The 22,910-nt window shown below is 71.7% G+C and carries 22 protein-coding genes and 1 pseudogene; 20 read left to right on the forward strand and 3 right to left on the reverse strand.

The window, feature by feature from the left end:
- Window positions 1-19: 19 nt before the first annotated feature.
- The 12 genes from hflB (at window position 20) to GEV10_19885 (ending at window position 10,842) form a co-directional block, all read left to right on the forward strand.
- Window positions 20-2,041: an ATP-dependent zinc metalloprotease FtsH gene (gene hflB, locus GEV10_19830; protein ID MQA80698.1), complete on the forward strand. Its 2,022-nt coding sequence runs from the start codon at window positions 20-22 to the stop codon at window positions 2,039-2,041.
- Window positions 2,041-2,646, forward strand: a complete 606-nt coding sequence (folE, locus tag GEV10_19835) for a GTP cyclohydrolase I FolE (protein ID MQA80699.1) — start codon at window positions 2,041-2,043, stop codon at window positions 2,644-2,646. Before hflB ends, folE begins: the two co-directional genes overlap by 1 nt.
- On the forward strand, window positions 2,502-4,421 hold the full coding sequence (locus GEV10_19840) for a DUF2156 domain-containing protein (protein MQA80700.1): 1,920 nt from the start codon (window positions 2,502-2,504) through the stop codon (window positions 4,419-4,421). Before folE ends, GEV10_19840 begins: the two co-directional genes overlap by 145 nt.
- A 180-nt stretch (window positions 4,422-4,601) precedes the next feature.
- A complete protein-coding gene (folP, locus tag GEV10_19845) occupies window positions 4,602-5,882 on the forward strand; it encodes a dihydropteroate synthase (GenBank protein ID MQA80701.1) in 1,281 nt (426 codons plus the stop codon).
- 40 nt (window positions 5,883-5,922) lie between these two features.
- The gene (gene folK / locus GEV10_19850) at window positions 5,923-6,492 is read left to right on the forward strand and encodes a 2-amino-4-hydroxy-6-hydroxymethyldihydropteridine diphosphokinase (protein ID MQA80702.1); all 570 of its coding nucleotides are present in this window, start codon (window positions 5,923-5,925) and stop codon (window positions 6,490-6,492) included.
- A complete protein-coding gene (locus GEV10_19855; GenBank protein MQA80703.1) occupies window positions 6,372-6,962 on the forward strand; it encodes a DUF3180 family protein in 591 nt (196 codons plus the stop codon). Before folK ends, GEV10_19855 begins: the two co-directional genes overlap by 121 nt.
- 265 nt (window positions 6,963-7,227) lie before the next feature.
- Window positions 7,228-7,794, forward strand: a complete 567-nt coding sequence (locus tag GEV10_19860) for a hypothetical protein (protein MQA80704.1) — start codon at window positions 7,228-7,230, stop codon at window positions 7,792-7,794.
- A gap of 46 nt (window positions 7,795-7,840) precedes the next feature.
- On the forward strand, window positions 7,841-8,287 hold the full coding sequence (locus GEV10_19865; protein ID MQA80705.1) for a hypothetical protein: 447 nt from the start codon (window positions 7,841-7,843) through the stop codon (window positions 8,285-8,287).
- Complete coding sequence (locus GEV10_19870) at window positions 8,284-9,036, forward strand: hypothetical protein (GenBank protein MQA80706.1); 753 nt, start codon at window positions 8,284-8,286, stop codon at window positions 9,034-9,036. Before GEV10_19865 ends, GEV10_19870 begins: the two co-directional genes overlap by 4 nt.
- 93 nt (window positions 9,037-9,129) lie before the next feature.
- Window positions 9,130-10,074, forward strand: coding sequence for a hypothetical protein (locus GEV10_19875; protein MQA80707.1), 945 nt, complete (start codon window positions 9,130-9,132; stop codon window positions 10,072-10,074).
- Window positions 10,031-10,609, forward strand: a complete 579-nt coding sequence (locus GEV10_19880; GenBank protein MQA80708.1) for a sigma-70 family RNA polymerase sigma factor — start codon at window positions 10,031-10,033, stop codon at window positions 10,607-10,609. The genes GEV10_19875 and GEV10_19880 overlap by 44 nt, the downstream gene beginning before the upstream one ends.
- Window positions 10,606-10,842, forward strand: a complete 237-nt coding sequence (locus tag GEV10_19885) for a hypothetical protein (GenBank protein MQA80709.1) — start codon at window positions 10,606-10,608, stop codon at window positions 10,840-10,842. The genes GEV10_19880 and GEV10_19885 overlap by 4 nt, the downstream gene beginning before the upstream one ends.
- 2 nt (window positions 10,843-10,844) lie before the next feature.
- Here GEV10_19885 and GEV10_19890 read toward each other — a convergent pair whose 3' ends face one another.
- A complete protein-coding gene (locus GEV10_19890) occupies window positions 10,845-12,038 on the reverse strand; it encodes an NADH-quinone oxidoreductase subunit D (GenBank protein ID MQA80710.1) in 1,194 nt (397 codons plus the stop codon).
- Between the two features lie 29 nt (window positions 12,039-12,067).
- On the opposite strand from GEV10_19890, the gene GEV10_19895 reads away from it, so the two are divergent.
- The 3 genes and pseudogenes from GEV10_19895 (at window position 12,068) to GEV10_19905 (ending at window position 13,673) form a co-directional block, all read left to right on the forward strand.
- Window positions 12,068-12,688 (forward strand): hypothetical protein, encoded by a 621-nt coding sequence (locus GEV10_19895; GenBank protein ID MQA80711.1) that lies wholly within the window; start codon window positions 12,068-12,070, stop codon window positions 12,686-12,688.
- A 584-nt stretch (window positions 12,689-13,272) separates the two neighbouring features.
- Window positions 13,273-13,407, forward strand: a pseudogene (locus tag GEV10_19900) (RDD family protein).
- 8 nt (window positions 13,408-13,415) lie between these two features.
- Window positions 13,416-13,673, forward strand: coding sequence for a hypothetical protein (locus tag GEV10_19905; protein ID MQA80712.1), 258 nt, complete (start codon window positions 13,416-13,418; stop codon window positions 13,671-13,673).
- 4 nt (window positions 13,674-13,677) lie between these two features.
- On the opposite strand, the gene GEV10_19910 is transcribed toward GEV10_19905, so the two are convergent.
- The gene (locus tag GEV10_19910) at window positions 13,678-14,613 is read right to left on the reverse strand and encodes a hypothetical protein (protein MQA80713.1); all 936 of its coding nucleotides are present in this window, start codon (window positions 14,611-14,613) and stop codon (window positions 13,678-13,680) included.
- 166 nt (window positions 14,614-14,779) lie between these two features.
- Here GEV10_19910 and GEV10_19915 point away from each other — a divergent pair, with 166 nt between their 5' ends.
- Both GEV10_19915 and GEV10_19920 read left to right on the forward strand, forming a co-directional pair.
- Window positions 14,780-15,598 (forward strand): CPBP family intramembrane metalloprotease, encoded by an 819-nt coding sequence (locus tag GEV10_19915; protein MQA80714.1) that lies wholly within the window; start codon window positions 14,780-14,782, stop codon window positions 15,596-15,598.
- A 68-nt stretch (window positions 15,599-15,666) separates the two neighbouring features.
- Window positions 15,667-16,851, forward strand: coding sequence for a sensor histidine kinase (locus GEV10_19920; protein ID MQA80715.1), 1,185 nt, complete (start codon window positions 15,667-15,669; stop codon window positions 16,849-16,851).
- An 11-nt stretch (window positions 16,852-16,862) separates the two neighbouring features.
- On the opposite strand, the gene GEV10_19925 is transcribed toward GEV10_19920, so the two are convergent.
- Window positions 16,863-18,104 carry an IS110 family transposase gene (locus GEV10_19925; GenBank protein ID MQA80716.1) on the reverse strand — a complete coding sequence of 414 codons (1,242 nt, stop codon included), beginning with the start codon at window positions 18,102-18,104 and terminating at the stop codon, window positions 16,863-16,865.
- Between the two features lie 176 nt (window positions 18,105-18,280).
- Here GEV10_19925 and GEV10_19930 point away from each other — a divergent pair, with 176 nt between their 5' ends.
- The 3 genes from GEV10_19930 (at window position 18,281) to GEV10_19940 (ending at window position 22,580) form a co-directional block, all read left to right on the forward strand.
- Window positions 18,281-19,033, forward strand: a complete 753-nt coding sequence (locus GEV10_19930) for a response regulator (protein MQA80717.1) — start codon at window positions 18,281-18,283, stop codon at window positions 19,031-19,033.
- A 327-nt stretch (window positions 19,034-19,360) separates the two neighbouring features.
- A complete protein-coding gene (locus tag GEV10_19935) occupies window positions 19,361-20,074 on the forward strand; it encodes an ATP-binding cassette domain-containing protein (protein MQA80718.1) in 714 nt (237 codons plus the stop codon).
- A gap of 4 nt (window positions 20,075-20,078) precedes the next feature.
- Window positions 20,079-22,580 carry an FtsX-like permease family protein gene (locus tag GEV10_19940; protein ID MQA80719.1) on the forward strand — a complete coding sequence of 834 codons (2,502 nt, stop codon included), beginning with the start codon at window positions 20,079-20,081 and terminating at the stop codon, window positions 22,578-22,580.
- Window positions 22,581-22,910 lie beyond the last annotated feature (330 nt).

The following is a 22,910-nucleotide window of genomic DNA, read 5'->3' on the forward strand; positions in this document are numbered from 1 at the left end:
CGCAGCGGCGCTCGCTCGGATGGACATCAAGCGTTATCTCCGCGGACCACTGGTGTGGGTACTCCTCATCGGTGTCCTGCTGATCGTGCTGCTCCAGCTCTTCAACGGCGGCAGCGGGTACAAGCAGGTAGACACGTCCACTGTCATCTCCAGGATCGACGAGGGCCAGGTCAAGTCCGCCCTGCTGACCGACAAGGACCAGAAGATCCAGGTCACCCTCAAGGACGGCTCCAAGCTCGAGGCGTTCTGGGTCGCCGGTCAGCAACGCGAGATCGTCTCGTCGCTGCAGGACAACCGGCCGCCGTCCGGCTGGAACGTCGAGGTGCCCAAGCAGAGCATCTTCATGAGCCTGCTGATCAGCCTGTTGCCGATCATCCTGCTCGTCCTCATCTTCCTGTTCATCATGAACCAGATGCAGGGCGGCGGCAGTCGCGTCATGAACTTCGGCAAGTCCAAGGCCAAGATGATCACCAAGGACATGCCGAAGACGACGTTCGCCGACGTCGCGGGCGTCGACGAGACCATCGAGGAGCTCAAGGAGATCAAGGAGTTCCTCGAGAACCCCGCGAAGTTCCAGCAGATCGGCGCGAAGATCCCCAAGGGCGTCCTGCTGTTCGGCCCGCCCGGCACCGGTAAGACCCTGCTCGCCAGGGCCGTCGCCGGCGAGGCGGGCGTCCCGTTCTACTCGATCTCCGGGTCCGACTTCGTCGAGATGTTCGTGGGTGTCGGTGCCTCGCGCGTCCGCGACCTGTTCGAGCAGGCCAAGGCCAACGCGCCGGCGATCGTGTTCGTCGACGAGATCGACGCGGTCGGCCGTCAGCGCGGCGCCGGCCTCGGTGGTGGTCACGACGAGCGCGAGCAGACCCTCAACCAGCTGCTCGTCGAGATGGACGGCTTCGACGTCCGCGGCGGCGTCATCCTGATCGCCGCGACCAACCGTCCCGACATCCTCGACCCGGCGCTGCTGCGCCCGGGCCGCTTCGACCGCCAGATCGTCGTCGACCGCCCCGACCTGGAGGGCCGCAAGGCGATCCTGCGGGTGCACGCGCGCGGCAAGCCGTTCGCGCCGGAGGCCGACCTCGACGTCATCGCGCGGCGCACCCCCGGGTTCACCGGTGCCGACCTGCAGAACGTCATCAACGAGTCGGCGCTGCTGACCGCGCGCAACGACATGAAGCAGATCACCGCGGAGACCCTCGAAGAGTCGATCGACCGGGTCATGGCCGGGCCGGAACGCAAGAGCCGGGTCATGAGCGACCGGGAGAAGAAGATGATCGCGTACCACGAGGGCGGCCATGCCCTGGTCGGACACGCGCTCCCGTTCGCCGACCCGGTGCACAAGATCACGATCCTGTCCCGTGGCCGTGCGCTCGGCTACACGATGTCGCTGCCGACCGAGGACAGGTTCCTCTCCACCCGTAGCGAGATGCTCGACCAGCTCGCCGGCCTGCTCGGTGGTCGCGCGGCGGAGGAGCTCGTCTTCCACGAGCCCACGACCGGTGCGAGCAACGACATCGAGAAGGCCACGACCATCGCGCGCAACATGGTCACCCAGTACGGCATGAGCGAGCGGCTCGGTGCGCGCAAGTTCGGTTCGGGCGACGAGAACGTCTTCCTCGGTCGCGAGATGGGCCACGAGCGCGACTACTCCGAGCAGGTGGCGTCGACCATCGACGAGGAGGTCAGGCGCGTCATCGAGCAGGCCCACGACGTGGCCTGGGAGGTCCTCGTCGAGTACCGCGAGAGCCTCGACAACCTCGTGCTGCGGCTGATGGAGCGCGAGACCTTGCAGCGGGCCGAGGTGCTCGAGGTCTTCGCCGCGGTCAAGAAGCGGCCGGCGCGGCCGTCGTACTCCGGCTACGGCAAGCGGCTGCCGGACGACCGTCCGCCGATCCTGACCCCGAACGAGCGGGCCGCGGCCTTTGCCACCGAGCCGAGCGGCAACGGTGCGGCGTCCCACGAGGGCGGCACGCCGGCCGGCGCTCCCGACCACGTCGCCGCGCCTGGCACCGGCGCCGACGAGCCGCCTCGGGAACCCTAGTGCCCGATCGCGGTGACGGCACCGCGACGGAGGTCGATCTCCCCCGCGTCGAGCGCGCCGTCCGTGAGATCCTGCTCGCAATTGGGGAGGACCCCGACCGCGACGGCCTGCAGCACACCCCCGAACGGGTGGCGCGCTGGTACGCCGAGGCATTCTCCGGGCTGACCCAGAAGCCCGAGGACGTCATGACCGTCGTCTTCGAGGCCGAGCACGACGAGATGGTCCTCGTCCGCGACATCGAGGTCGCGAGCATGTGCGAGCACCACCTCGTGCCGTTCCAGGGCGTCGCGCACGTCGGCTACATCCCCGACGGCAGCGGCCGCGTCACCGGCCTGTCCAAGCTCGCGCGTCTCGTCGACGTCTACGCCCGCCGCCCGCAGGTGCAGGAGCGCATGACGAGCCAGATCGCCGACGCGCTGATGACGGTGCTCGCCCCTCGCGGCGTGATCGTGGTCATGGAGTGCGAGCACCTCTGCATGACGCTGCGCGGCGTCCGCAAGCCGGCCGCCCGCACCGTGACCTCCGCCGTCCGCGGCCAGTTCCGCCGGTCCGACAAGACCAGGAGCGAGGCACTCGCCTTCATCTACGGCCACCGCTCCCACTGACGCCGCCCGCCGGCGGCGTAGTCTCTGGCCTCGTGGCGGCGACGGAGGACCGGCGTGGAAGCCGGAGGTGGGTGCCGGTCACCGCGGGGCTGGTCACGCTGGCCGTCGGGATCATCGACGTCGCGAGCGTGCTGCTGCCGGACGTCGGTAGCCGCGTGCACGTGTTGCGCGGGGTCGTGCCCGGTGTGATCCCCGGGACGGCGGCCGCGGCCGTGCTGCTCGTCGGGCTGCTGCTGGTCATGCTGTCGCACGCGTTGCGGCGCCGGAAGCGTCGCGCGTGGCGCGCCGTCGTCGTGCTGCTGGCCGCGAGCGTGGTGCTGCACGTCCTCAAGGCGCTCGGCGCCGGGTTGCTCTTCCTCGGCCATGCCGCGCTGCCGTCGCTGCTGCTCGTCCTGCTCGTCGTCTTCCGGCGGGAGTTCTACGCGGTCGGCGACCCGACGACGCGGTGGCGAGCGCTGCGGGTGTTCGTCCTGCTCGCCCTCGCCGACGTCGCGCTCGGCCTGCTCTGGTTGTACGCGGGGAGGATCCCGGTCGCCGGCGGGATGTCGTTCGGTGACGCGGTGTGGCACGTGCTGTCCGGCCTCGTCGGGATCGAGGGGCCGGTGCGGTTCGCCTCCGACCGCGCCGGTGACGTCAGCTACGCCCTGCTCGTCGGACTCGGCGGCTTCACCGCGGTGGTCTCCGCCTACCTCCTGCTCCGTCCGGCCAGGCCGCTGCCGCGGCTCAGCGGGTCGGACGAGGAACGCCTGCGGGAGCTCGTCGTCAGGCACGGGTCGAACGACTCGCTCGGCTACTTCGCGCTGCGCGGCGACAAGAGCGTCGTCTGGTCGCCGTCGGGCAAGGCCGGCGTGACGTACCGCGTCGTCTCCGGCGTCATGCTGGCGAGCGGCGACCCACTCGGCGACCCCGAGGCGTGGCCGGGCGCCATGACCGCGTTCGTCGAGCAGGCCGACAGGCACGCGTGGGTGCCTGCGGTGCTCGCGTGCGGCGAGTACGCCGGTGAGGTGTGGGTGCGCGAGACCGGCCTGACCGCGCTCGAGCTCGGCGACGAGGCCGTGGTGCCCATCGGCGAGTTCACCCTCGACGGGCGCGCCATGCGCGGTGTACGGCAGGCGGTCGGGCGCCTGGAGCGCAAGGGCTACCAGGCCGACGTCGTACGGTCGCGCGACCTCGACGAGGCGCAGCGCTCCCGCCTTCACGCGGAGGCGGCGCGCTGGCGGCGCAGCCAGACCGAGCGCGGGTTCTCGATGGCCCTCGGCAGGTTCGCCGCCGGCGAGGATCCCGACTGCGTGATCGTGACCGCACGGGAGGACGGCGAGCTGCGCGGCTTCCTCCAGCTGGCTCCCTGGGGACGCGACGGGCTGTCGCTCGACGTGATGCGCAGGGATACCGGGAACGCCGACAACGGCATCAACGAGCTGCTCATCGTGCGGCTGCTGCGGGAGGCGCCGGCGCTCGGCGTCCGCCGCGTGTCGCTCAACTTCGCGGTGTTCCGCTCGGCGCTCGCCCGCGGCGAGCGGCTCGGGGCGGGACCCGTCGTCCGCGGGCTGCGGAGCATCCTGCTGTTCCTGTCCCGCTGGTTCCAGATCGAGTCGCTCTACCGGTTCAACGCGAAGTTCCGCCCGGAGTGGGAGCCGCGCTTCCTGCTGTACCCGACCGGCCGCGACCTGCCCCGGGTGGTGCTCGCCGGGCTGCAGGCCGAGGCGTTCGTCGTCTGGCCGCGTCCCGTCCTGCGCTGGTGGCGCCCGAGGTCGGTCGTCGACACGTCCACCTGACGTACCGAGCTGGGACCCCGCCGCTCTGCCTCCCGCGTCATGTTGCTGATCACACCGTGAGTCGGGGGTTCCCGCGTGCTGCAGGCGATGAGAACCCCCGAATCACGATGTCCGGCCTGCGCACCTTCCTACGTCCACCGGCCGATGCGGACTGTGCGTGCGGGTGCGTAGGGTGTCGGCATGCCCAGTGCCACCGACCCTCCGGCGTGGGTGCGCGGGCTCCCCGCCGTCGGGCGCTGCCTGGTGATGGGGGTCGTCAACGTCACGCCGGACTCCTTCTCCGACGGCGGCACGCACTTCGACGTCGACAAGGCGATCGCGCACGGGCGCGGTCTCGCCGCCGACGGCGCCGACATCGTCGACGTCGGCGGCGAGTCGACGAGGCCGGGCGCCGGCAGGATCGACGAGGCGGAGGAGCTGCGCCGGGTCGTCCCGGTCGTGCGGGCGCTCGCGGCAGACGGCGTCACCGTCAGCGTCGACACGATGCGGTCCGGGGTCGCCGCGACGGCGGTCGGGGCCGGTGCCCGCATGGTCAACGACGTGAGCGGCGGCCGGGCCGACCCCGCGCTCGTGTCGTTCGTGGCCGAGGCGCGGGTGCCGTACGTCCTCATGCACTGGCGCGGGCACAGCGACGTGATGCAGGAGCGTGCGGTCTACACCGACGTCGTCACCGAGGTCCGCGACGAGCTCGCGAGGCAGCTCGACGACGTGACCGGTCGCGGCGTCTCGTTCGACCAGGTCGTCCTCGATCCCGGCATCGGGTTCGCCAAGCGGCACCCGCACAACTGGTCCCTGCTCGCCCGGCTCGCCGCGCTCGCCGCGCTCGGCCGGCCGCTCCTCGTCGGATCGTCCCGCAAGGGGTTCCTCGGTGCGCTGCTCGCCGGCGACGACGGCAGTCCGCGTCCCGCGCCCGGGCGGGACGACGCGACGGTGGCGCTCACCGCCCTCGCCGCAGCCGCGGGGGTGTGGGGCGTCCGGGTCCACGACGTCGCGGCGAGCGCCGACGCCGTACGGGTCGCCGCGCGGATGGCGGTCGAGCGGCCGGCCGGCGCGCCCGCCGGTGTGCCGCGGCACGACAGGATCGCATTGCGCGGACTCCGGGTCCGGGGGCACCATGGCGTCTTCACCACCGAACGCGAGACCGGCCAGACGTTCGTCGTCGACGTCGTGCTCGACGTCGACACGGGGCCGGCTGCCGCGGCAGACGACCTGGCCCTTACGGTCGACTACGGCGAGCTCGCCGACCGTCTGGTCGCCGTGGTCGGTGGCGAGCCGGCCGACCTGCTGGAGACGGTCGCGCAGCGGCTGGCGGATGTGTGCCTGGCCACCAGGGGCGTGTGGGCAGTCGAGGTCACGCTGCACAAGCCCGAGGCGCCCCTGGGGCATACGTTCGACGACGTCGCGGTTTCGATCGTGAGGAAGAGGGAGCAGATGACCGACCGAGAGGGCAGGCGCGCATGACGGTATATCCCGAGGACCTCCTCCGCTCCGCTCCTCGCTCATGCGCGGTCGGTGCGCGACGTGCGGCTCTCGTTCTCGCTGCGATGCTCACTTCGGAGGGCGGCTCATGACCTACCGTGCGGTAATCGCGTTCGGGAGCAACCTCGGGGACCGCCTGGCCTACCTCCAGGGCGGCGTCGACGCGCTGCTCGACACCCCGGGCACGACCTACATCGCGCAATCGGCCATCTACGAGACCGACCCTGTCGGCGGACCCGAGCAACCGGCGTTCCTCAACGCGATCGTCATCGTCGACACGATGCTTCCGCCGGCCGCGCTCCTCGACCGCGCGCACGCGATCGAGGAGGCGTTCGAGCGCGCGCGGATCGAGCACTGGGGTCCGCGCACCCTCGACGTCGACATCATCTCCGTCAACGACGAGCAGTTCGACGAGGGCGATCTCACGATCCCGCACAAGTCCGCGCACGAGCGCGCGTTCGTGCTCGTGCCCTGGCTCGATGCCGATCCCGACGCCGAGCTCATGGGGCACGGCAAGGTGGCCGACGTGCTCTCGACAATGGACAGAAGCGGCGTGCGGAGCTCGGAGGCCGCACTGCGGGAACCTGCGTGAGACCCACCCGCATCGCCACTCTCGTCGCGGTCGCCGTGGCCGTCGGCATCGGCCTGTGGGTGATCGTCCGCGTGGCCTATGCGGTGATCCCGCCGCTGCCATGGACGACCGTCGCCGTGCTCGTGCTCGTCACCATCGTCGAGCTCGTCCTTGCCTGGGCGGTCTGGGCGCGCATCAACCGCCGCCCAGGCGCCCCGATGCTCGGCCCGCTGGTGATCGCGCGGTACGTGGCATTGGCCAAGGCGAGCGCGTACGCCAGCGCCGTGGCCGCCGGCGCGTTCGGCGGCCTGTTGGCGTACCTGCTCGACAGCCTCTCCAGCCCCACCCAACAGGCCGACGCCTGGGTCGCCGGTGCGAGCATGCTGGCGTCCTGCGCCCTGTGCGTCACGGCCATGCTGCTCGAGTACGCGTGCCGCGTCCCGAAGGACCCCGACGACGAGGACCGCAAGTCCCCGGCCAACACCGGTTAGCCCGTCGAAGGAATCCGCCATTGGCAGTGTGCCAACGCGTGTCGCAGCGCCCGCGGTGTCGGCAGCTGCGGCTACTATCGCCAGCCAGACGGGTGCCGTGGGGGACGGCCGACCCGATTCGCGTTCAGGCGCCGCGCGACAGGCGTGACGCAAGTGTTTCTTGTGTCTCGTGCGGCGTGGCGGCGTGGCGAATTCCCGCCCCGCACCTAGCCTTCCGTCCATGCTGCGGCGTTCTCACCGACGACGCCCGCCTATACCCGTCTGGGTGGCGGTCGTCCTGTTCGTCCTGGCCGCAGTCGCGGTGGTCGGCGCGGTCGTGGTCCGCGACCCCTGGCTGCTGCGTGGCTCCGTCGCCGCACTCGCCGTGGTCGCCCTCGTCAACGCGCTCCTGCTGCGCCGGATGCGGTCGATCCTGCGCCGTGCCCAGGTGCAGGTCGCGGGGAGCGCCAGCGCGCTCGCGCGCTCCGAGACCAGGGCCGGTCGCGAACTGCTCGCGCGCGATCACGAGATCGGCCGGCTCAGCGGTGAGCTCGACGTCGCGTCCACCCGGCTCGTGGAGGTGACCGGCGCGAGCCTGTACGCCGCGACGGTGCTGGCCGAGCTGCTGCGCAACAACACCCTGATGACGACAGACGCCGACACCGCGGACGCCTCGGCCACTGCCGAGAGTGACGACGACGACGAGGATGTTGCCAACAAGGCGGCGAGCAGTACGGTGGTCCAGGTCTGGCCCAGCGTCGACGATGCACCGACCGTGGTCGACCTGCTTCGCTGGGACCAGGTGCGCCGGCTGACCGACGAGCCGGTCGCCGAAGGGCAGCGTCCCGCCTGAGGCCGCTGCGCGCGAGGCTAAGGAGCGCGAGCCCACGATGCAGGCAATGACGCGGCACCTCATCGGTGCCGGATTCGGCGTTGTCGCCGTCCCGGTGCTGTTGGTGCTGTCCTGGTGGTCGGCGCGCGAGTACCAGCTGACCGTCCAGTTCTTCAGGCCCGGGCACGGCGCGTTGTTCCTGCTGTCGGTCGCGCTGGTCGGCGTCGTCGCGGGCGTGCTCTGCGCCGGGCGTTTCGTCTCGCCCGTCGCGTCGGTCGTGGCCGGCGGGGTGCTGCTGGTGATCAACCTCATGGTCTGGGCGCCGCTCGCGCTGCGCATCGGCGGACGTCTCGAACTCAACGGTTTCCTCTTCAGGGCGGTCGGTCTCGTGCCCACCCTGCTCGCGCTCTCGTTCGTCCTGCTGACCGCGAGCGCCTTCCCGTCCCGCTGGGTCGGCGAGCGCTCCCGGCCGGCTCCTCGTCCTCTCCCTGCACAGGAGGTGCAGCGTCCATGAGGCACTTCGCGGGCGTCCTGCTCGGAATCATCCTCGTCCCGGTCTTCTTCACCCTGAACTGGCTGGTCAACTACGCGGGCGACAGGGTCGCCGACGACCAGGGCCGGATGTGGCTGCTGCTGCTCCTCGGCGCGTACGCGGTGATGGGGCTGCTCGTGGCGATCTTCCTCGCCTCGCGGTCGATCTCCGCGATCTCGCTGATCATCGGCGGGCTGCTGATCGCGGCGGCCGAAGTCCTGCTGCTGCTGCCGGCGCTCGCCGACATCGAGGTCAACCTCCCGCGGCTGTACGACTACCCGAACATCACCGACGGCTACCTGCTGGTGGCGGTCGGGGTCGCGCTGCTGTTCGGTGGCCTGTTCCCGACCCGGTGGGCACGGCCGAAGCCGGTCGACGAGGACGAGGACCTGCCGGTCCGCGGCTCCTCCCTGCTGCCCGGTGACGAGCGCGGCCGCGACGCCGACTACGACTCGTCGTGGGGCTCGGGTCGCAACGAGTACGCCGAGGAGCCCGAGGCGCCGTACACCCAGGGCGGGCGCTACGACGAGCCGCAGACCCGGCAGTTCTCGGCATCCGGCGGCGAGCAGCACCACGAGGGCGAGCCCGCCACCCAGCCGGGACAGTACGACCAGTCGCAGCCGTCGTACGACTACGACCAGGGCCAGGAGCAGACGTACCGGTCCTCGGACTACGGCGACTACCAACAGCAGCCGGGCCAGTACGACCGGCCGCCCGCCGACCGGTCCTGACCCGCTCCAACACCCCGGCGCGCCGTCCGTCTTCCTCCCCGTAGCGCAGCGGCGGGAGGATCATGCTCCTGCCCGATTCGTGAGGAGCGAGACATGACCGACGCGCGGCCCACCGGGGTGGTCGAGGGGGTCCCCCTGCTCGACCTGTCCCACGTCGCCTCCGAGGACGACCTCGACTTCCTGTCCTCCATCGAGAAGGTCGCGGTCGTGGTGGTGCCTGAGCACCTCGTCGCCGCGCTGCATCGCATCCCGATGCGCAAGGTGGCGAGCATCGTCGCGGTGCCGCAGGGTGCGAACGTCCGCATGCACACCGGCTCGCTCATGGTCGGCGGCGAGGGTCTCGCCGAACCTGGCGGCGACAACGAGGTGCTCGTCGTGACCGGTGCCCTGATCGTCACGAGTCCCGTGACCAGCGTGGGGTACCGGCAGATCGTCGTCACCGGCCTCGTCCTCGCGCCGCGCGGCAGCGAGTCCGCGCTGGGCTCGGGTCTCACCAGCGTCACCGGAGGGGTCGTCTACTACCGGTACGCGGAGGGCCAGGAGCTCCGGCAGTACTCCGGCACCGTCAAGGTGAGCGGGGCGACCCTGGCCAACCAGGGCGGGACGCCGGACGACGTGCTCGTCGCCGCCGGCCAGCTCATCGTGACCGGTCCGGTCACCGAGGTGGGCTACCAGCAGATCGTCCTCGCCGGGCAGCTGCTGGCCCCCCGCGACAGCGAGGCGTCCATCGCGCCCGCACTGATGGTGCAGGGCCAGGTGGCCTGGTACTCCGGCGATCCACGCTTCCTCGTCGGCGACGAGACGTACGGTCGTGCCTTCTTCGAGATGCTCGACGGACCGCAGGAGCTCGCCATCCTCGGCGACGTGACGATCGAGGACGACGGCCTCACCCCCGAGCTGCTGCGGGAGAAGATCTCCGACCTCACGCTCGTGGGCCGCCTCACGGCGCCGAAGGCGCTCGTACCGGCGTTCCAGGTGCTCGCGACCGAGAAGCTTGGCGAGATCAGGGCGAGCGACGGTGGCACGGAGCCGCGGTGACGACGAGCGGGCGTTCGGGGAGCTCTTCGACGAGCACCGCCCGGGCGTCTTCGCGTACCTGGTGGGCAGGGTGAGCGACAGGGACTGGGCGGGCGACCTGCTGCAGGACGTCTTCCTGCGGGCGTGGCGCCGGCTCGACGAGATCCGTGACCTGCCGGTCGAGCGGCAGCGCGCGTGGATCTTCACGGTGGCGAAGAACCTCGTCACCGACGCGTACCGCTCGCGCGCGACCCGCGCGGCGACGATGTCGACGTTGCGACAGACCGCGGAGACCGCCGCTCCCTGTCACGACGAGCCGGCGTCCCGGGTGGAGGCCGCCGAACGGGTGTCCGCGGTGGCGTCGGCCGTCCGGCAACTGCCCGACGAGCTGCGCGTCATCGTCACGATGAACGCCGTCGGCGAGCTGACGAGCGCGCAGATCGGGGAGGCGCTGGGCCAGCCGGCGGGCACGATCAGGTACAAGCTCTCGCTCGCGCGTCGCAGGCTGGCCGAGATCCTCGAGACGCACGCACCGACGGCAGTGGAGGCACGATGACCGACAACGCGGACAACCTCGATGCGATGCTCGGCGGCTGGGCCGCATCGGTGCGGCTCTCCGACACCGAGGCAGACACGATCAGGCAGGCCGTCGTCGCCGTGCCGGTTCCCGCGGCAGTTCCGCCGGTCACGACGTCGCTCTCGCCGTCGTGGTGGACGGACTTCTCGATGCAGATCAGCGCCGTCATGGTCGACGCCGGCCGCGCCGGCGCCGCGCCGTTCGCGGCCTAGTGTTACCTGTCGATGTCGCCGACGACGAAGAAGAGCGAGCCGAGCACCGCGATCATGTCGGCGACCAGGCAGCCGGGCAGGATCTCCGCGAGCACCTGGACGTTGTTGAACGACGCCGAGCGCAGCTTCATCCGCCACGGTGTCTTCTCGCCGCGCGACACCAGGTAGTAGCCGTTGATGCCGAGCGGGTTCTCGGTCCAGGCGTACGTCTCGCCCTCCGGCACCTTGAGCACCTTGGGCAGCCGTTGGTTGATCGGCCCGCGAGGCAGGCCGCGCAGGCGCACGACGCAGGCGTCGACGAGGTCGAGCGACACGTGCGCCTGGTCGAGCAGGCAGCGGAACCTCGCGCGCGCGTCACCCTCCTCGCGGACGACCACCCGCCCCGGACCTCCTGGCGCGAACAGCTCGCCGTACGCGAGGTACGGCTCGTCGCGCCGCAGGTCGAAGTCGACGCCGGACGCGCGGGCGACCGGACCGCTGACGCCGTACTGGTGGACGGTCTCGGGCGTCAGGACGCCGATGCCCTTCGTGCGGGCCAGGAAGATCTCGTTGCCGACGATGATGTTCTCGAGGTCGGGTAGCCGCGCGCGCACCGCGCGCACCGTCTCGGCGACCCGGTCGAGCCAACCGGCGGGCAGGTCCTCCTTGAGGCCGCCGACCCGGTTGAACATGTAGTGCATGCGGCCGCCGGAGACCTCCTCCATCACGCGCTGGATCGCCTCGCGCTCGCGGAACGCGTAGAACATCGGCGTGATGGCGCCCATCTCCAGCGGGTAGGCGCCGAGGAACATCAGGTGGTTGAGGACGCGGTTGAGCTCGGCGAGCAGCGTGCGCGCCCACGTCGCGCGCTCGGGTACCTCCATGCCGAGCATGCGCTCGACCGCGAGCACGACGCCGAGTTCGCTGGAGAACGCGGACAGCCAGTCGTGCCGGTTGGCGAGCACGATGATCTGCCGGTAGTCGCGCACCTCGAACAGCTTCTCCGCGCCTCGGTGCATGTAGCCGATGACGGGATCGGCCGACACGATGCGCTCGCCGTCGAGGGTGACGACGAGCCGCAGGACGCCGTGGGTGGACGGATGCTGCGGACCGATGTTCAGCGTCATCTCGGTCGTCGTGAGCCCACCCGCGCCCGCGCCGACGCCGACGACGCGGGTCGTGGTGTCGGGGGAGTCCGGTGGGGTCGGGGCGTTCATCGGACCCCATGGTGCCACCATTGGGTGCCATGACACAGGGTCCGGGGCAGCCGCCCGCGCGCCCGCGGCCACTCGTCGACCCGGCGGAGCTGCGTCCGCGCCGCCGCATGTACTGGGTCGGCCTCAGCATCTTCACCGTCACCCTCGTGGTCGGCATCACCGTCGGCGTCGTCCTGGTCAAGGGATTCGTCGCGAATACCAGGGACTTCCAGGGGCTCACCAACGGCGCCCCGTCCACCGTCTCGCTCCCGGCCGGCGACGAGAAGATCCTCTACGCCGCCGGCGGCGATGTCGAGCCGTTCGACGAGCCGCCCGACTGCGAGTTCGACGGTCCCGGCGACGTCCGCCTCACCGACCTCCACGGCAGCAGCACCCTCGAGCTCGAGGATGAGGTCTGGAGCGGCATCGCGGGCATCCACGTCTCGGCGGCCGGCGACTACACCGTCACCTGCCCCGCGTCCGGCGACGTCAGGTACGGCATCGGCAACAGGATCGGTGGCATGCTCGCCCAGGGGTTCGGCGCGGCCGGAGCGTTCCTCGTGCTGCCCGGCATCGGCTTCGTCGTCGGCGGTACCATCGCGCTCGTGACGCTTGTCGGTCGTAACGGGCACCGCAACAGGATCCTGCGGCAACGAACCCCGAAGCCGTGAACGCGGCCCCCGCAGGCATCGACTCGCGTGCCGTCAGGCCCACGCGTGTCTGGTACCTCATCGCCGCGATCGTCGCCGTGGTCGCGATCGCCGTACCCGTCGTGCTGCTAGTCGTCAGCCAGCTCACGGCGCCCAAGGTCGAGGAGATCAACCTCGGATCCGACACCAAGCGGATGGTCGCGAAGGAGGTGAAGTGGCTCTACGCCACCAAGCCCAAGGGACTGGTCCCTCCGCTGTGCAAGGTCGACGGGCCGGCCGACGTCCACGTCAAGCCACTCACGAGCCTGGACACGACGACGTACGAGGGCACGACCTGGTACGCCGTCGCGCAGGTCACCGTCGACGCCACCGGCGACTACTCGATCCAGTGCCTCAGCACGATGAAGGGTCTCCGGGCCGGGATCGGCGGTGAGCCCGCGAAGCAGCCCGGTCTCCTCTCGGGCCTCGTCCTGAAGTGGGTCGTCCCGGTCGTCGGTGTCGTCGCCGCGGCCGTCGTCGCACTGGTCACGTTCCTGCGCAGGCGATCACACCGGGCCGGCATGCTCGCCGCGGCGTCGCACGGCTCCTGGTACGACCAGCAGGGTGGCGGCCAGTACCCGCAGCACGGCCAGTATCCGCAGGGCCAGTACCCGCAGCAGGGTCAGTACCCCCAGCAGGGCCAGTATCCGCAGCAGGGTGGGCAGCCGCCATATGGTCAGCAGCCGCCGTACGGGTACTGATGGGCGGCGTGCGTCCACGACGGCGCTGGTACGCGCTGCCCGCCGGCATCCTGCTCGGCTCGCTGGGCGTCGGCAGCCTGGTGTTCTGGCTCGTCATCAGGCCGCTCGAACACGGCGAGGGCACGCCGCTGCGTATCCTCGCCGCGTTCGTCGTGCTCGTGATCGTGGTGGCCGCCGGCTTCCTGACGTCGTTCGTCGCCGCACTCGTGATCGCCGTACGGCGGTCCCGCGCCAGGCGCGAGGCTCTCGCCGACCTCGACGGCTGACGGGTCAACCCAGCGCGGTGGGTATGTCCGTGCCGACGTCCTGGACAAGCCAGCGGAACGCCCCGAGACCCTGACGATCGGTCAGCTCCGCGGCCTCGCTCGCCCGGCCGAGGGCGCGGAGGTAGCCGGCCGGGTCGGAGCTCGCCGTGGCATGCGGCGGTGGTCGTCCGTCGACGCCGAGGGCGGTCAAAGCCGCGCGCTGGGTGGTGAGCACGGTCGCTCCCGCGCCGGCTCGGCGGCCGGCTGCCGCGCAGGAGTCGATGGCGACATGCGCGGTGACGTCGCAGGTGCCGTCGGGCACCGGCGGCACCTGCCGGCCGTCGCGGTAGCCGGTGAGGGTCCCTCGCGGCGGGCGCGACGCCAGGTCGTGGCCGTAGTCGATCGCGACCGCGAGGCCGCGCCGGACCCGGCCGACGGCCGCTGCCCACGCGTCGTCTCGCGTCCGCCCGATCTCGGCGCGATCGCCGACGCCGGCCAGCGGCCACCAGGCGTCGAGCCACGCCGCGTCCTCAGCGTCCGGCGGCTCACCGAGGCGCTCCCTGCCGGTGTCGTCGACCTCGACGAGGCGGGGCCCGGCCGGCGTCAGCTCGGCGACGTCGAGCGGCACGTCGTCGAGCCACTCGTTCGCGACGACGAGCGCCTCGACGCCGTCGGGTATCTCGGTGGCGAACGACGGGTGGGCGATCTCGACCGAGACGACCTCCAGGTCGGACGCGACGCGCGCACACGCCGCCGCCAGCTCGCCGCGTCCCGCCCCGACGTCGACCAGCGTGCGGAGCCCGCGGGTCTCGGCCAGCCGGGCGAGAGCCGCGGCGAACAGGTCGGACGCGTGCACCGAGGTACGGAACTGGCCGGCGGGACCGGTCGGTCCCCGGTAGAACCCGGCGGGCCCGTACAGCGCGTCGGCGGTCGCCGCGCGCCAGGTCCGCCATCGCGTCACACCGGTCACGCTAGCCGCCCGCCCGTCGAACCCGTGAGTGGCACCCTCACCGTGTGATGGCGCGGTGAGGGTGCCCCTCACGGGTCGAGAGGGGAGGGTCGAACGAGGGACGCCGAGGCGCCGCGATCCGGCGTGCCGCGGCACCGTACGCCCTTAGGCTCCGCGTATGGCTGACGAGGCGATCGAGCGGCCGCGGCGGTCGCCGTGGGCGTTCTTCGGCCTCGTCGTCGTGCTGTCGGTCCCGCTGTACGTCCTCAACCCCCTCGTGCACGCGGCGGGCATGCCCAAGAACATGCCGGTGCTCGACGCGGCGCTCGCGTTCGTACCGTTCGCCGCCGCCGCGATCCTCACCGCCAGGCGTGAGGGGGCACCCGGTATCGGTCGGCTGCTGAGGCGGGCGGTCGATCTCGGCAGGATCGGGCGGAAGACCTGGTACCTGCCCGTGTTCCTCCTGGCGCCGGGCACGCTGCTCGCGTCGTACGGGCTCATGCGCCTGTTCGGGGTGCAGGTGGCCGGCCAGCCGCGCCTCCCGCTCGCGGCGATGCTGGTACTGCCGCTCGTCTTCCTCGTCGCCGCCGCGGGTGAGGAGTTGGGCTGGACGGGCTACGCCACCGACCCGCTGCAGGAGCGGTTGGGTGCACTCGGTGCCGCGCTGGTCCTTGGCACGGTGTGGTGGGCCTGGCACCTCCCGTCGATCGTGCAGAGCGGGCAGCCGCCGGTGCTTGTCGCGCTGGGAGCGCTCGCCGCGATCGGCGGGCGGGTCGTGTGGGTCTGGATCTACCACGGCACGGGGCGAAGCGTCGCCGCGATCATCGTGGTGCACGCACTGGCCAACGTCTGCGGCTCGTTCGTGCCGTCGGTCCCCACGGGCGCGGGTGGACCCGTCACCGTGGTCCTCGCGGTCACCGTCACGGTCCTGTGGGGCGCGCGCACGCTGGCGCGGTTCAGGTTCGCCGGCCGAGCCCGCGCGGACGCCTCCCCCTGAGGGCGTACGGCGCGTCGTCCGTGCTGCCGACGCCGGAGGCGCGGGCGAGCGCCTAGGGTTTGAGCGTGCTGGCCTCCCTGTGGGCATGGCTCCGTCGGCACCCGCGCATCGTCGACGGCGTGGTGGCGGGGTTCATCGCGCTACCCAACCTCCCGTACATCGCCGCCGGGATCTTCCCGGCGGGCGAGGCGATGGGCGGTCGCCTCCTCGCGACGGTGTTCATCCTGCTCCAGTGCGTGCCGCTGATCTGGCGGCGGAGGTGGCCGCTTGGCGTCTTCGCGGCGCTGTCGTCAGTGGCGTTCGTCCAGTGGTCGGCGAACCACTTCATGACGTTCGCCAACGTCTCGCTCCTCCTCGCGCTGTACACGGTCGCGGCGCAGAGTCGCCGGCTGCACACGGCCCTCGCCTTCCTCGTCATGGAGCTCGGCGCCCTGCTCGCGGCGCTGCGCTGGACCGGCGGCGCCGACGACCGGGTCGTGACCTTCGTCGGGCTGTCCTTGTGCATCCTCGTGTCCGGCCTGCTCGGCGACAGCGCGCGCAGCAGGCGGGCGTACTACGCGGAGCTGGAGGCGCGGGCGGACCGGCTGGAGCGCGAGCGTGAGCAGGAGGCGCAGCTCGCCGTCGCCGACGAGCGCGCACGGATCGCGCGCGAGATGCACGACGTCGTGGCGCACAACGTGAGCGTCATGGTCGTCCAGGCGGAGGGGGCCGCGTATCTCTTCGACACCGACCCGGGGCGCTCGCGCCAGGCGATGAGCACCGTCGCGAGCACCGGGCGGCAGGCGCTCGCCGAGATGCGCAGGCTGCTCGGCGTGCTCAGGTCGGAACGGCCGGCCGACGACGAACGCGCACCGCAGCCGGGGCTCGGCGACCTGCCCGACCTGGTCGACCGGGTACGGGTCGCCGGCGTCGCGGTCGACCTGACCGTGACGCCAGGGAAGGGTCCGGTAGGTGCCGGCCACGGCCTCGCTGCGTACCGCGTGGTGCAGGAGGCGCTGACCAACGTGCTGAAGCACGCCGGCCCCCGCGTGTGCGCGCGAGTGCGGGTCGACCGGGCGGACGACGCCCTGCGCCTCACCGTCACAGACGACGGCCGGGGAGCGGCGGCCGACTCCACCGACGGCAGGGGACACGGTCTGCGGGGGATGCGTGAGCGGGTCGGCGTCTACGACGGTACGTTGCGGGCGGGACCGCTGCCCGGAGGTGGTTACGAGGTGTACGCGGAGATCCCGTTGAAGGGGGTGGGCGGATGAGTTGCCCTGTGTCAAGCCGCTGCTGGTTGGTGTTGGTTGAGGATGCGTTGGAGGGCGCGGTGGTGGTCGGGGTGGTAGGGGGTGGTGGTGGTCCAGCAGGCCCAGATGTTGTCGACCCAGGCGCGGGCGAGGATGCGGACGGCGTGGGGGTGGTCGTGTCCTCGGGTGCGGGCGCGTTGGTAGAGGTCGGCGGCCCAGGGGTTGGCGTGGCGGGTGTCGCCGGCGAAGTCGCAGAGGGCGTCGCGGAGTTGTTTGTCGGCGCCCCAGCGGAAGCTGACCGCGGTGGTCTTGCCGGATTGGCGGGTGGAGGGGGCGACTCCAGCGAGGCAGGCCATCGAGTCGGCGGTGGGGAAGCGGCCGCGGGCGTCGCCGATTTCGGCGAGCAGTCGGGCGGCGCGCACGGTGCCGGAGCGGGGCAGGCTGGTGAAGATCGGTGCGTCGGGGTGCAGGTCGAGTTGCTCGGCGATCCGGGTGGCCAGGGCCTCGATTTGGGTCGTGATGGTGCGCAGCACGGCGGTGAACGCGGCGGTGACGGTGGCGGCGGACTCGCTGGCGGAGCCGGTGGCGCCGCGTGGGGCGTTGGTCAGGCGGGTGTGGAAGGTGTCGGGGCTGGTGCGGCCGCAGTAGCCGGCGGCCGACAGCCAGGCCGTCCATCGCTTGGGCGAGAGCCAGTCGGCGCGGTCTTGGGTGTCGAAGCGGTCGAGGAACCGCAGGCTGATCGCGGAGTCGATGTCGGCGAACAGGCCGACCGTGCCGGGGAAGCAAATCTGCAGGTGTGCGCGCAGCTGGTTAGCGACTGCGACCCGGTGGGCGACGAGGTCGCGGCGGGCACGGACGGTCTGGCGCAGCGCGGTGGTGGCCTCGGTGTCGACCAGCAGCGGGCGGAGCCGGCGGCGGTCGGTGCGCACCACGTCGGCCAGGACGTAGGCGTCGAACCGGTCGTCCTTGTTGCCGGCCGACCCGTAGCGAGACCGCAGGTTCTTCAGCTGACCGGGCGGGATGACGTAGACGACCAGCCCGGCCTGGCGCAGCGCGTCGACGACCGGCCCGTCGGGACGCTCGATCCCGACCTCGCTGACCTCGGCGGCCAGCAGCTTGCGGACCATCGTGCGCAACCCGGCGGTGTCATGGGCGACGGGGAACCGGTCGATCGGTTCGCCATCGGGGTCGACGATCGCGATGGCGTGATCGTCTTTGGCCCAGTCCACCCCGGCGGTAGGTCGCGGCAGGACGGGGGCATCGGCGACACTCAATGTTGTCTCCTCGCTGTTGCACCAGTGGGAAGACACCTGGTGGTCCCGGGACGCGGCTGCCGGTCGCTCACTGATCGGCGCTCTGTGGCGCACAGCCCTGTAGCCAGTCGGCGCGTCCTGGGCCACCGGGCCTCGCAGAACTCATCCCGGACCTCAAGAGTCGAGCGAGCAGGGCGATGGCCCGGTGGGGACCTCAGGTGCGCCCGAATCCTGTCATCAACAGGACCGGACACAAGGATGGTGCACCAGTGAGCGGTGCGGGTGAGGCGATCCGGGTGCTGCTCGTCGACGACCAGGAGCTCGTGCGTGCGGGCTTCCGCATGGTCATCGACGCGCAGCCGGACATCGACGTGGTCGGCGAGGCCGCCGACGGGGCCGGTGCGCTCGAGGTCCTGCGGAGCACGTCCGTCGACGTCGTGCTGATGGACATCCGCATGCCGCGCATGGACGGCGTCGAGGCCACGCGCCGGATCCACGAGTCCGGCAACGACCTGCCGCGGGTGCTGATCCTCACCACCTTCGACCTCGACGAGCATGCGTACGCCGGCCTGCGGGCGGGCGCGTCCGGGTTCTTCCTCAAGGACGCGCCGCCGGCCGACCTGCTGTCGGCGATCCGCGCGGTGCACTCCGGCGACGCCGTCGTCGCGCCGAGCACCACCCGCCGGCTGCTCGACCGGTTCGTCTCCCACCTCCCCGACGACGAGGCCGCGCCGGCCGCCGGCCTCGACTCGCTGACCGAGCGCGAGCGCGAGGTCCTCGTCGAGATCGCGCAGGGCCTCTCCAACGCCGAGATCGGCGTCCGCCTGTACGTCTCCGAGGCGACCGTCAAGACCCACGTCGGCCGCATCCTCGCCAAGCTCGGCCTCCGCGACCGGGTGCAGGCGGTCGTCCTCGCGTACGAGACCGGCCTGGTCCGTCCCAGCGCCTGACGCGCGCATCTACGACCTGAGGTGTAGTCGAAGGTCGAGGTACCCCTCCGAAGGTTGACGCGGGAACCGACCGATGGCCCGATGCGGGCGCCCCCTGCCCTTCCCTAGGGTCGAACCAGTCAAGATCATCAACCGGGGAGGAACTCCGTGTCGGTCACGACCCCAGGGTCGTCGCAGCAGCGGCCCACCACGGACGCGTCGCCCGACCCGTTCGACGTGGCACGCCGCGCGGCCGCCAGGCACGACGCCGGCCGGCACGCGGCGGCACCGCAGATCGGGCCCGCGCCGGTCGCACCGCGGCCACTGCCTCCGGGGACGACTCCGGTCATCCGCGCCGCGCAGCTGGCGAAGGTCTACGGGTCAGGGGAGACGGCGGTACACGCACTCGACGGCGTCGACGTCGAGGTCGCCGCGGGCTCGTTCACGGCGATCATGGGTCCGTCCGGCTCGGGCAAGTCCACGCTCATGCACTGCCTCGCGGGCCTCGACGCCGCGACCTCCGGCACGATCCACGTCGGCGACATCGACATCACCCGGCTGAACGACAAGGCGCTCACCCTGCTGCGGCGCGACCGCGTGGGTTTCGTCTTCCAGTCGTTCAACCTCCTCCCGATGCTCACCGCGAAGCAGAACATCGTGCTCCCGCTCGACCTCGCCGGTCGCAAGCCCGACCAGCAGTGGTACGACCAGGTCGTCGACGTCCTCGGCATCCGCGACCGGCTCGGCCACAAGCCGGCTCAGCTGTCCGGCGGTCAGCAGCAGCGCGTCGCCTGCGCGCGTGCGTTGCTGAGCCGGCCGCAGGTCGTCTTCGCCGACGAGCCGACCGGCAACCTCGACTCGAGGTCGGGTGCCGAGGTGCTCGGGTTCCTGCGCCGCTCCGTCCGCGAGATGGGGCAGACGATCGTCATGGTCACCCACGACCCCAACGCCGCGGCGTACGCCGACCGCGTGCTGCTACTCGCCGACGGCCGGGTCGCCGGCGGCATCGACGCGCCCACCACCGACAGCGTCATCGACGCGCTCCGGCAGCTGGGGGGCTGACGAGGTGCTCAAGACGACGCTGGCCGGCCTGCGCGCCCATGGCGCGCGGCTGATCTTCTCGTCCCTCGCCATCATTTTCGGCGTCGGTTTCGCGGCCGGCAGCTTCGTGCTGACCGACACGATCAAGGCCGGCTACGAGATGTCGTTCGCCGCCGACGCGCGGTTGCTCGACCTCGTGGCCACGCCCGACGAGGACGAGGACGAGGCCGGCAAGGCGGTCCCGGCCGCGACCGTCGACCGCATGCGTGACGTCGACGGTGTGGCGAGCGTCGAGGAGCGCTACCAGGGTTACGGCACGCTGCTGAACTCCAAGGGCAGGCCGCTCGGCAACCAGGGCATGGCCACGGTCGACAGCATCGCGGCGGACAAGGCGCTCCGCTGGCAGCAGGTCGCGAAGGGACGCCTGCCCGACGCGGCCGACGAGCTGACCCTCGACACGGCGACGGCGAAGCGCGCGGGCTATGCGGTCGGCGACCCGGTCCGGGTGATCGACGTCGAGGACGAGGTGCACAGCTACACGCTGACCGGCACGATCGACGTCGAGGACTCACCGCAGTACGCGGGCATCCCGTACGTCGGTGTCACCGCTTCGCAGGCCAAGCTGATCGACGGGGCCGACGCGCCGTCGCGGATCGACATGCGTACCGCCGACGGCGCCGACGTCGCCGCGGTCGAGTCCGACGTCGCGGCGCTGCTGCCCTCGGGCTGGCAGGCGTCCACGGGCGCGGAGTTCACCCGGCAGCAGCTGAAGGACATCTCCAGCGAGCTGACCCAGCTCAACATCGCACTGCTGGCCTTCGCCGCGATCGCGATGTTCGTCGCCGCGATCGTCATCGCCAACACGTTCACGATCCTCATCGCGCAGCGCACGCGCGAGATGGCGCTGCTGCGTTGCGTCGGGGCGACGCGCGGTCAGGTGTACCGGTCGGTCCTGCTCGAGTCGATCGTCCTCGGCATCGTCGGGTCGACGCTCGGCCTGCTGGCGGGCATCGGTCTCGCCGCGGTGGCGCAGGTCGTGCTGCGCGCGGTGGGTGCGCCGATGGGGCCGGGCCCGGTCTCACCGACCCTCGTCGGCCTGGTGATCCCGTTCGTCCTCGGCACGGTGGTCACGGTCGTCGCGGCGGCCTTCCCGGCGATCGGGGCCACCCGGATCGCGCCGATCGCGGCGCTGCGCAACCAGCCCGACATCGGCCGGGTGCGCAAGTCGCACCGCGTGCGTACTGTGCTCGCGTTCCTCGCCCTCGTTGCGGGGATCGCGGCGATGGTGCCCGGCGTGCGCGGCGACGGCAGCGAGCAGAACTTCCTCCTCGCTCTCGCCGGGGGAGCGGTGGCGTTCCTCGGGATCCTGTTCCTCACGCCCGTGATCGTCCCCCGGCTCATCAGCGTTCTCGGCTTCGTCCTCGCGCGGCCGTTCCGCACGCCGGGCAGGCTCGCCCGGGCCAACGCGGTGCGCAACCCGGGACGTGCGGCCGCGACCAGTGCGGCCCTGCTCGTCGGGGTCACGCTGATCAGCATCATGGCGGTCGTGTCCGCGTCGGTGCAGAAGACGGCGACGGCGAGCCTCGACGAGGAGTTCCCGTTCGACCTGTCGATCACGTCCCGCACCGCGGCGGTGCCGGGGCCGGTGGTCGATGACCTCGAGAAGGAGAAGCGCCTGTCCGGCGTCGTGCCCGTCTACACGGCTCGCGGCACGGTGGGCGACGGCCGCGGGTTCACGGTGCAGGGCGTCGACAAGGCCGAGGCCGAGCGGGAGCTCGGTCCGCTCAAGCAGTACGAGAAGGCAGCGCCCGGCAGGGTGGTGATCCCGAAGTTCGTCGCCGCCGTCGAGAAGCTCGACGTCGGCGACGAGGTGACGATCGGGCTCGCCGACAAGTCGGAGCTGACGGCCGAGATCGCCGGCACCGTCTCAGGCGACACCGCGATCGCCACCTCCGACGACCTCCTCGAGGCGGCGCCGGACGCGGTGGTCGGCAGCGTCTTCCTCAAGGCGAAGTCGGGCGAGTCGGCCGAGGACGTCCAGACCGCGGTCGACCGGGCCGTCGCCGACCGTCCCGAGCTCACGGTCGAGGGACCGCTGCAGTACAAGGCGGCGATCGAGAAGGGCGTGCAGGCGACCCTGCTGCTCTTCGCCGGCCTGCTCGGCATCGCCGTCCTCATCGCGCTGTTCGGCATCGCCAACACGCTCGCGCTGAGCGTGCTGGAGCGCACTCGCGAGTCGGGGGTGTTGCGGGCGCTCGGCCTGACCAGGCGCCAACTCCGCGCGATGTTCTCCGGCGAGGCCGTGCTGATGGCGGCCGTGGCGGGACTGCTGGGCGTCGGACTCGGCGTCGCCTTCGGCTACGTCGCGATCCGCTCGCTCGTCGGGTCGTCCGCCGACCTCGTCGCCCCGTACGCCCAGCTCGGCCTGTTCGTCGGCCTCGCCGCGCTCGCCGGCCTCGTCGCGTCGGTCGTCCCCGCGCGCAAGGCGGCGCGCAGCTCGGTCGTGGTCGCCATGGCGGAGGAGTGATCGCCACGAGATGACAAGGACGCCGGCGGCGGCGTGCCGCGGTGACGCATGGGGCGCCTCACCGCGGACGGCTGGGGTAGCTGCCGCCGCCGGACCATCGGGGATGAAGCGGGACCTGCTCCATCGGGGGTGAGCAGGTCCCGCTCGCATGTCCGGGGACGGTCTGGGAGGAGCAAGGGCTCCGGCCCCGGCGGGTCCGAGGGGTCCATTCCTGGTCCTGCCGGGGCCGGGACGTGGCGGCCGCCACGCCGGCACGGTGAACCGGCCGGGCCTCGGGGCTGATCCGCGGCCGGTCACCAGCTCAGACGTTGTTCCAGACGGGGACGTGGT

The sequence above is a fragment of the Streptosporangiales bacterium genome (assembly GCA_009379955.1).
Lineage (GTDB): Bacteria > Actinomycetota > Actinomycetes > Streptosporangiales > WHST01 > WHST01.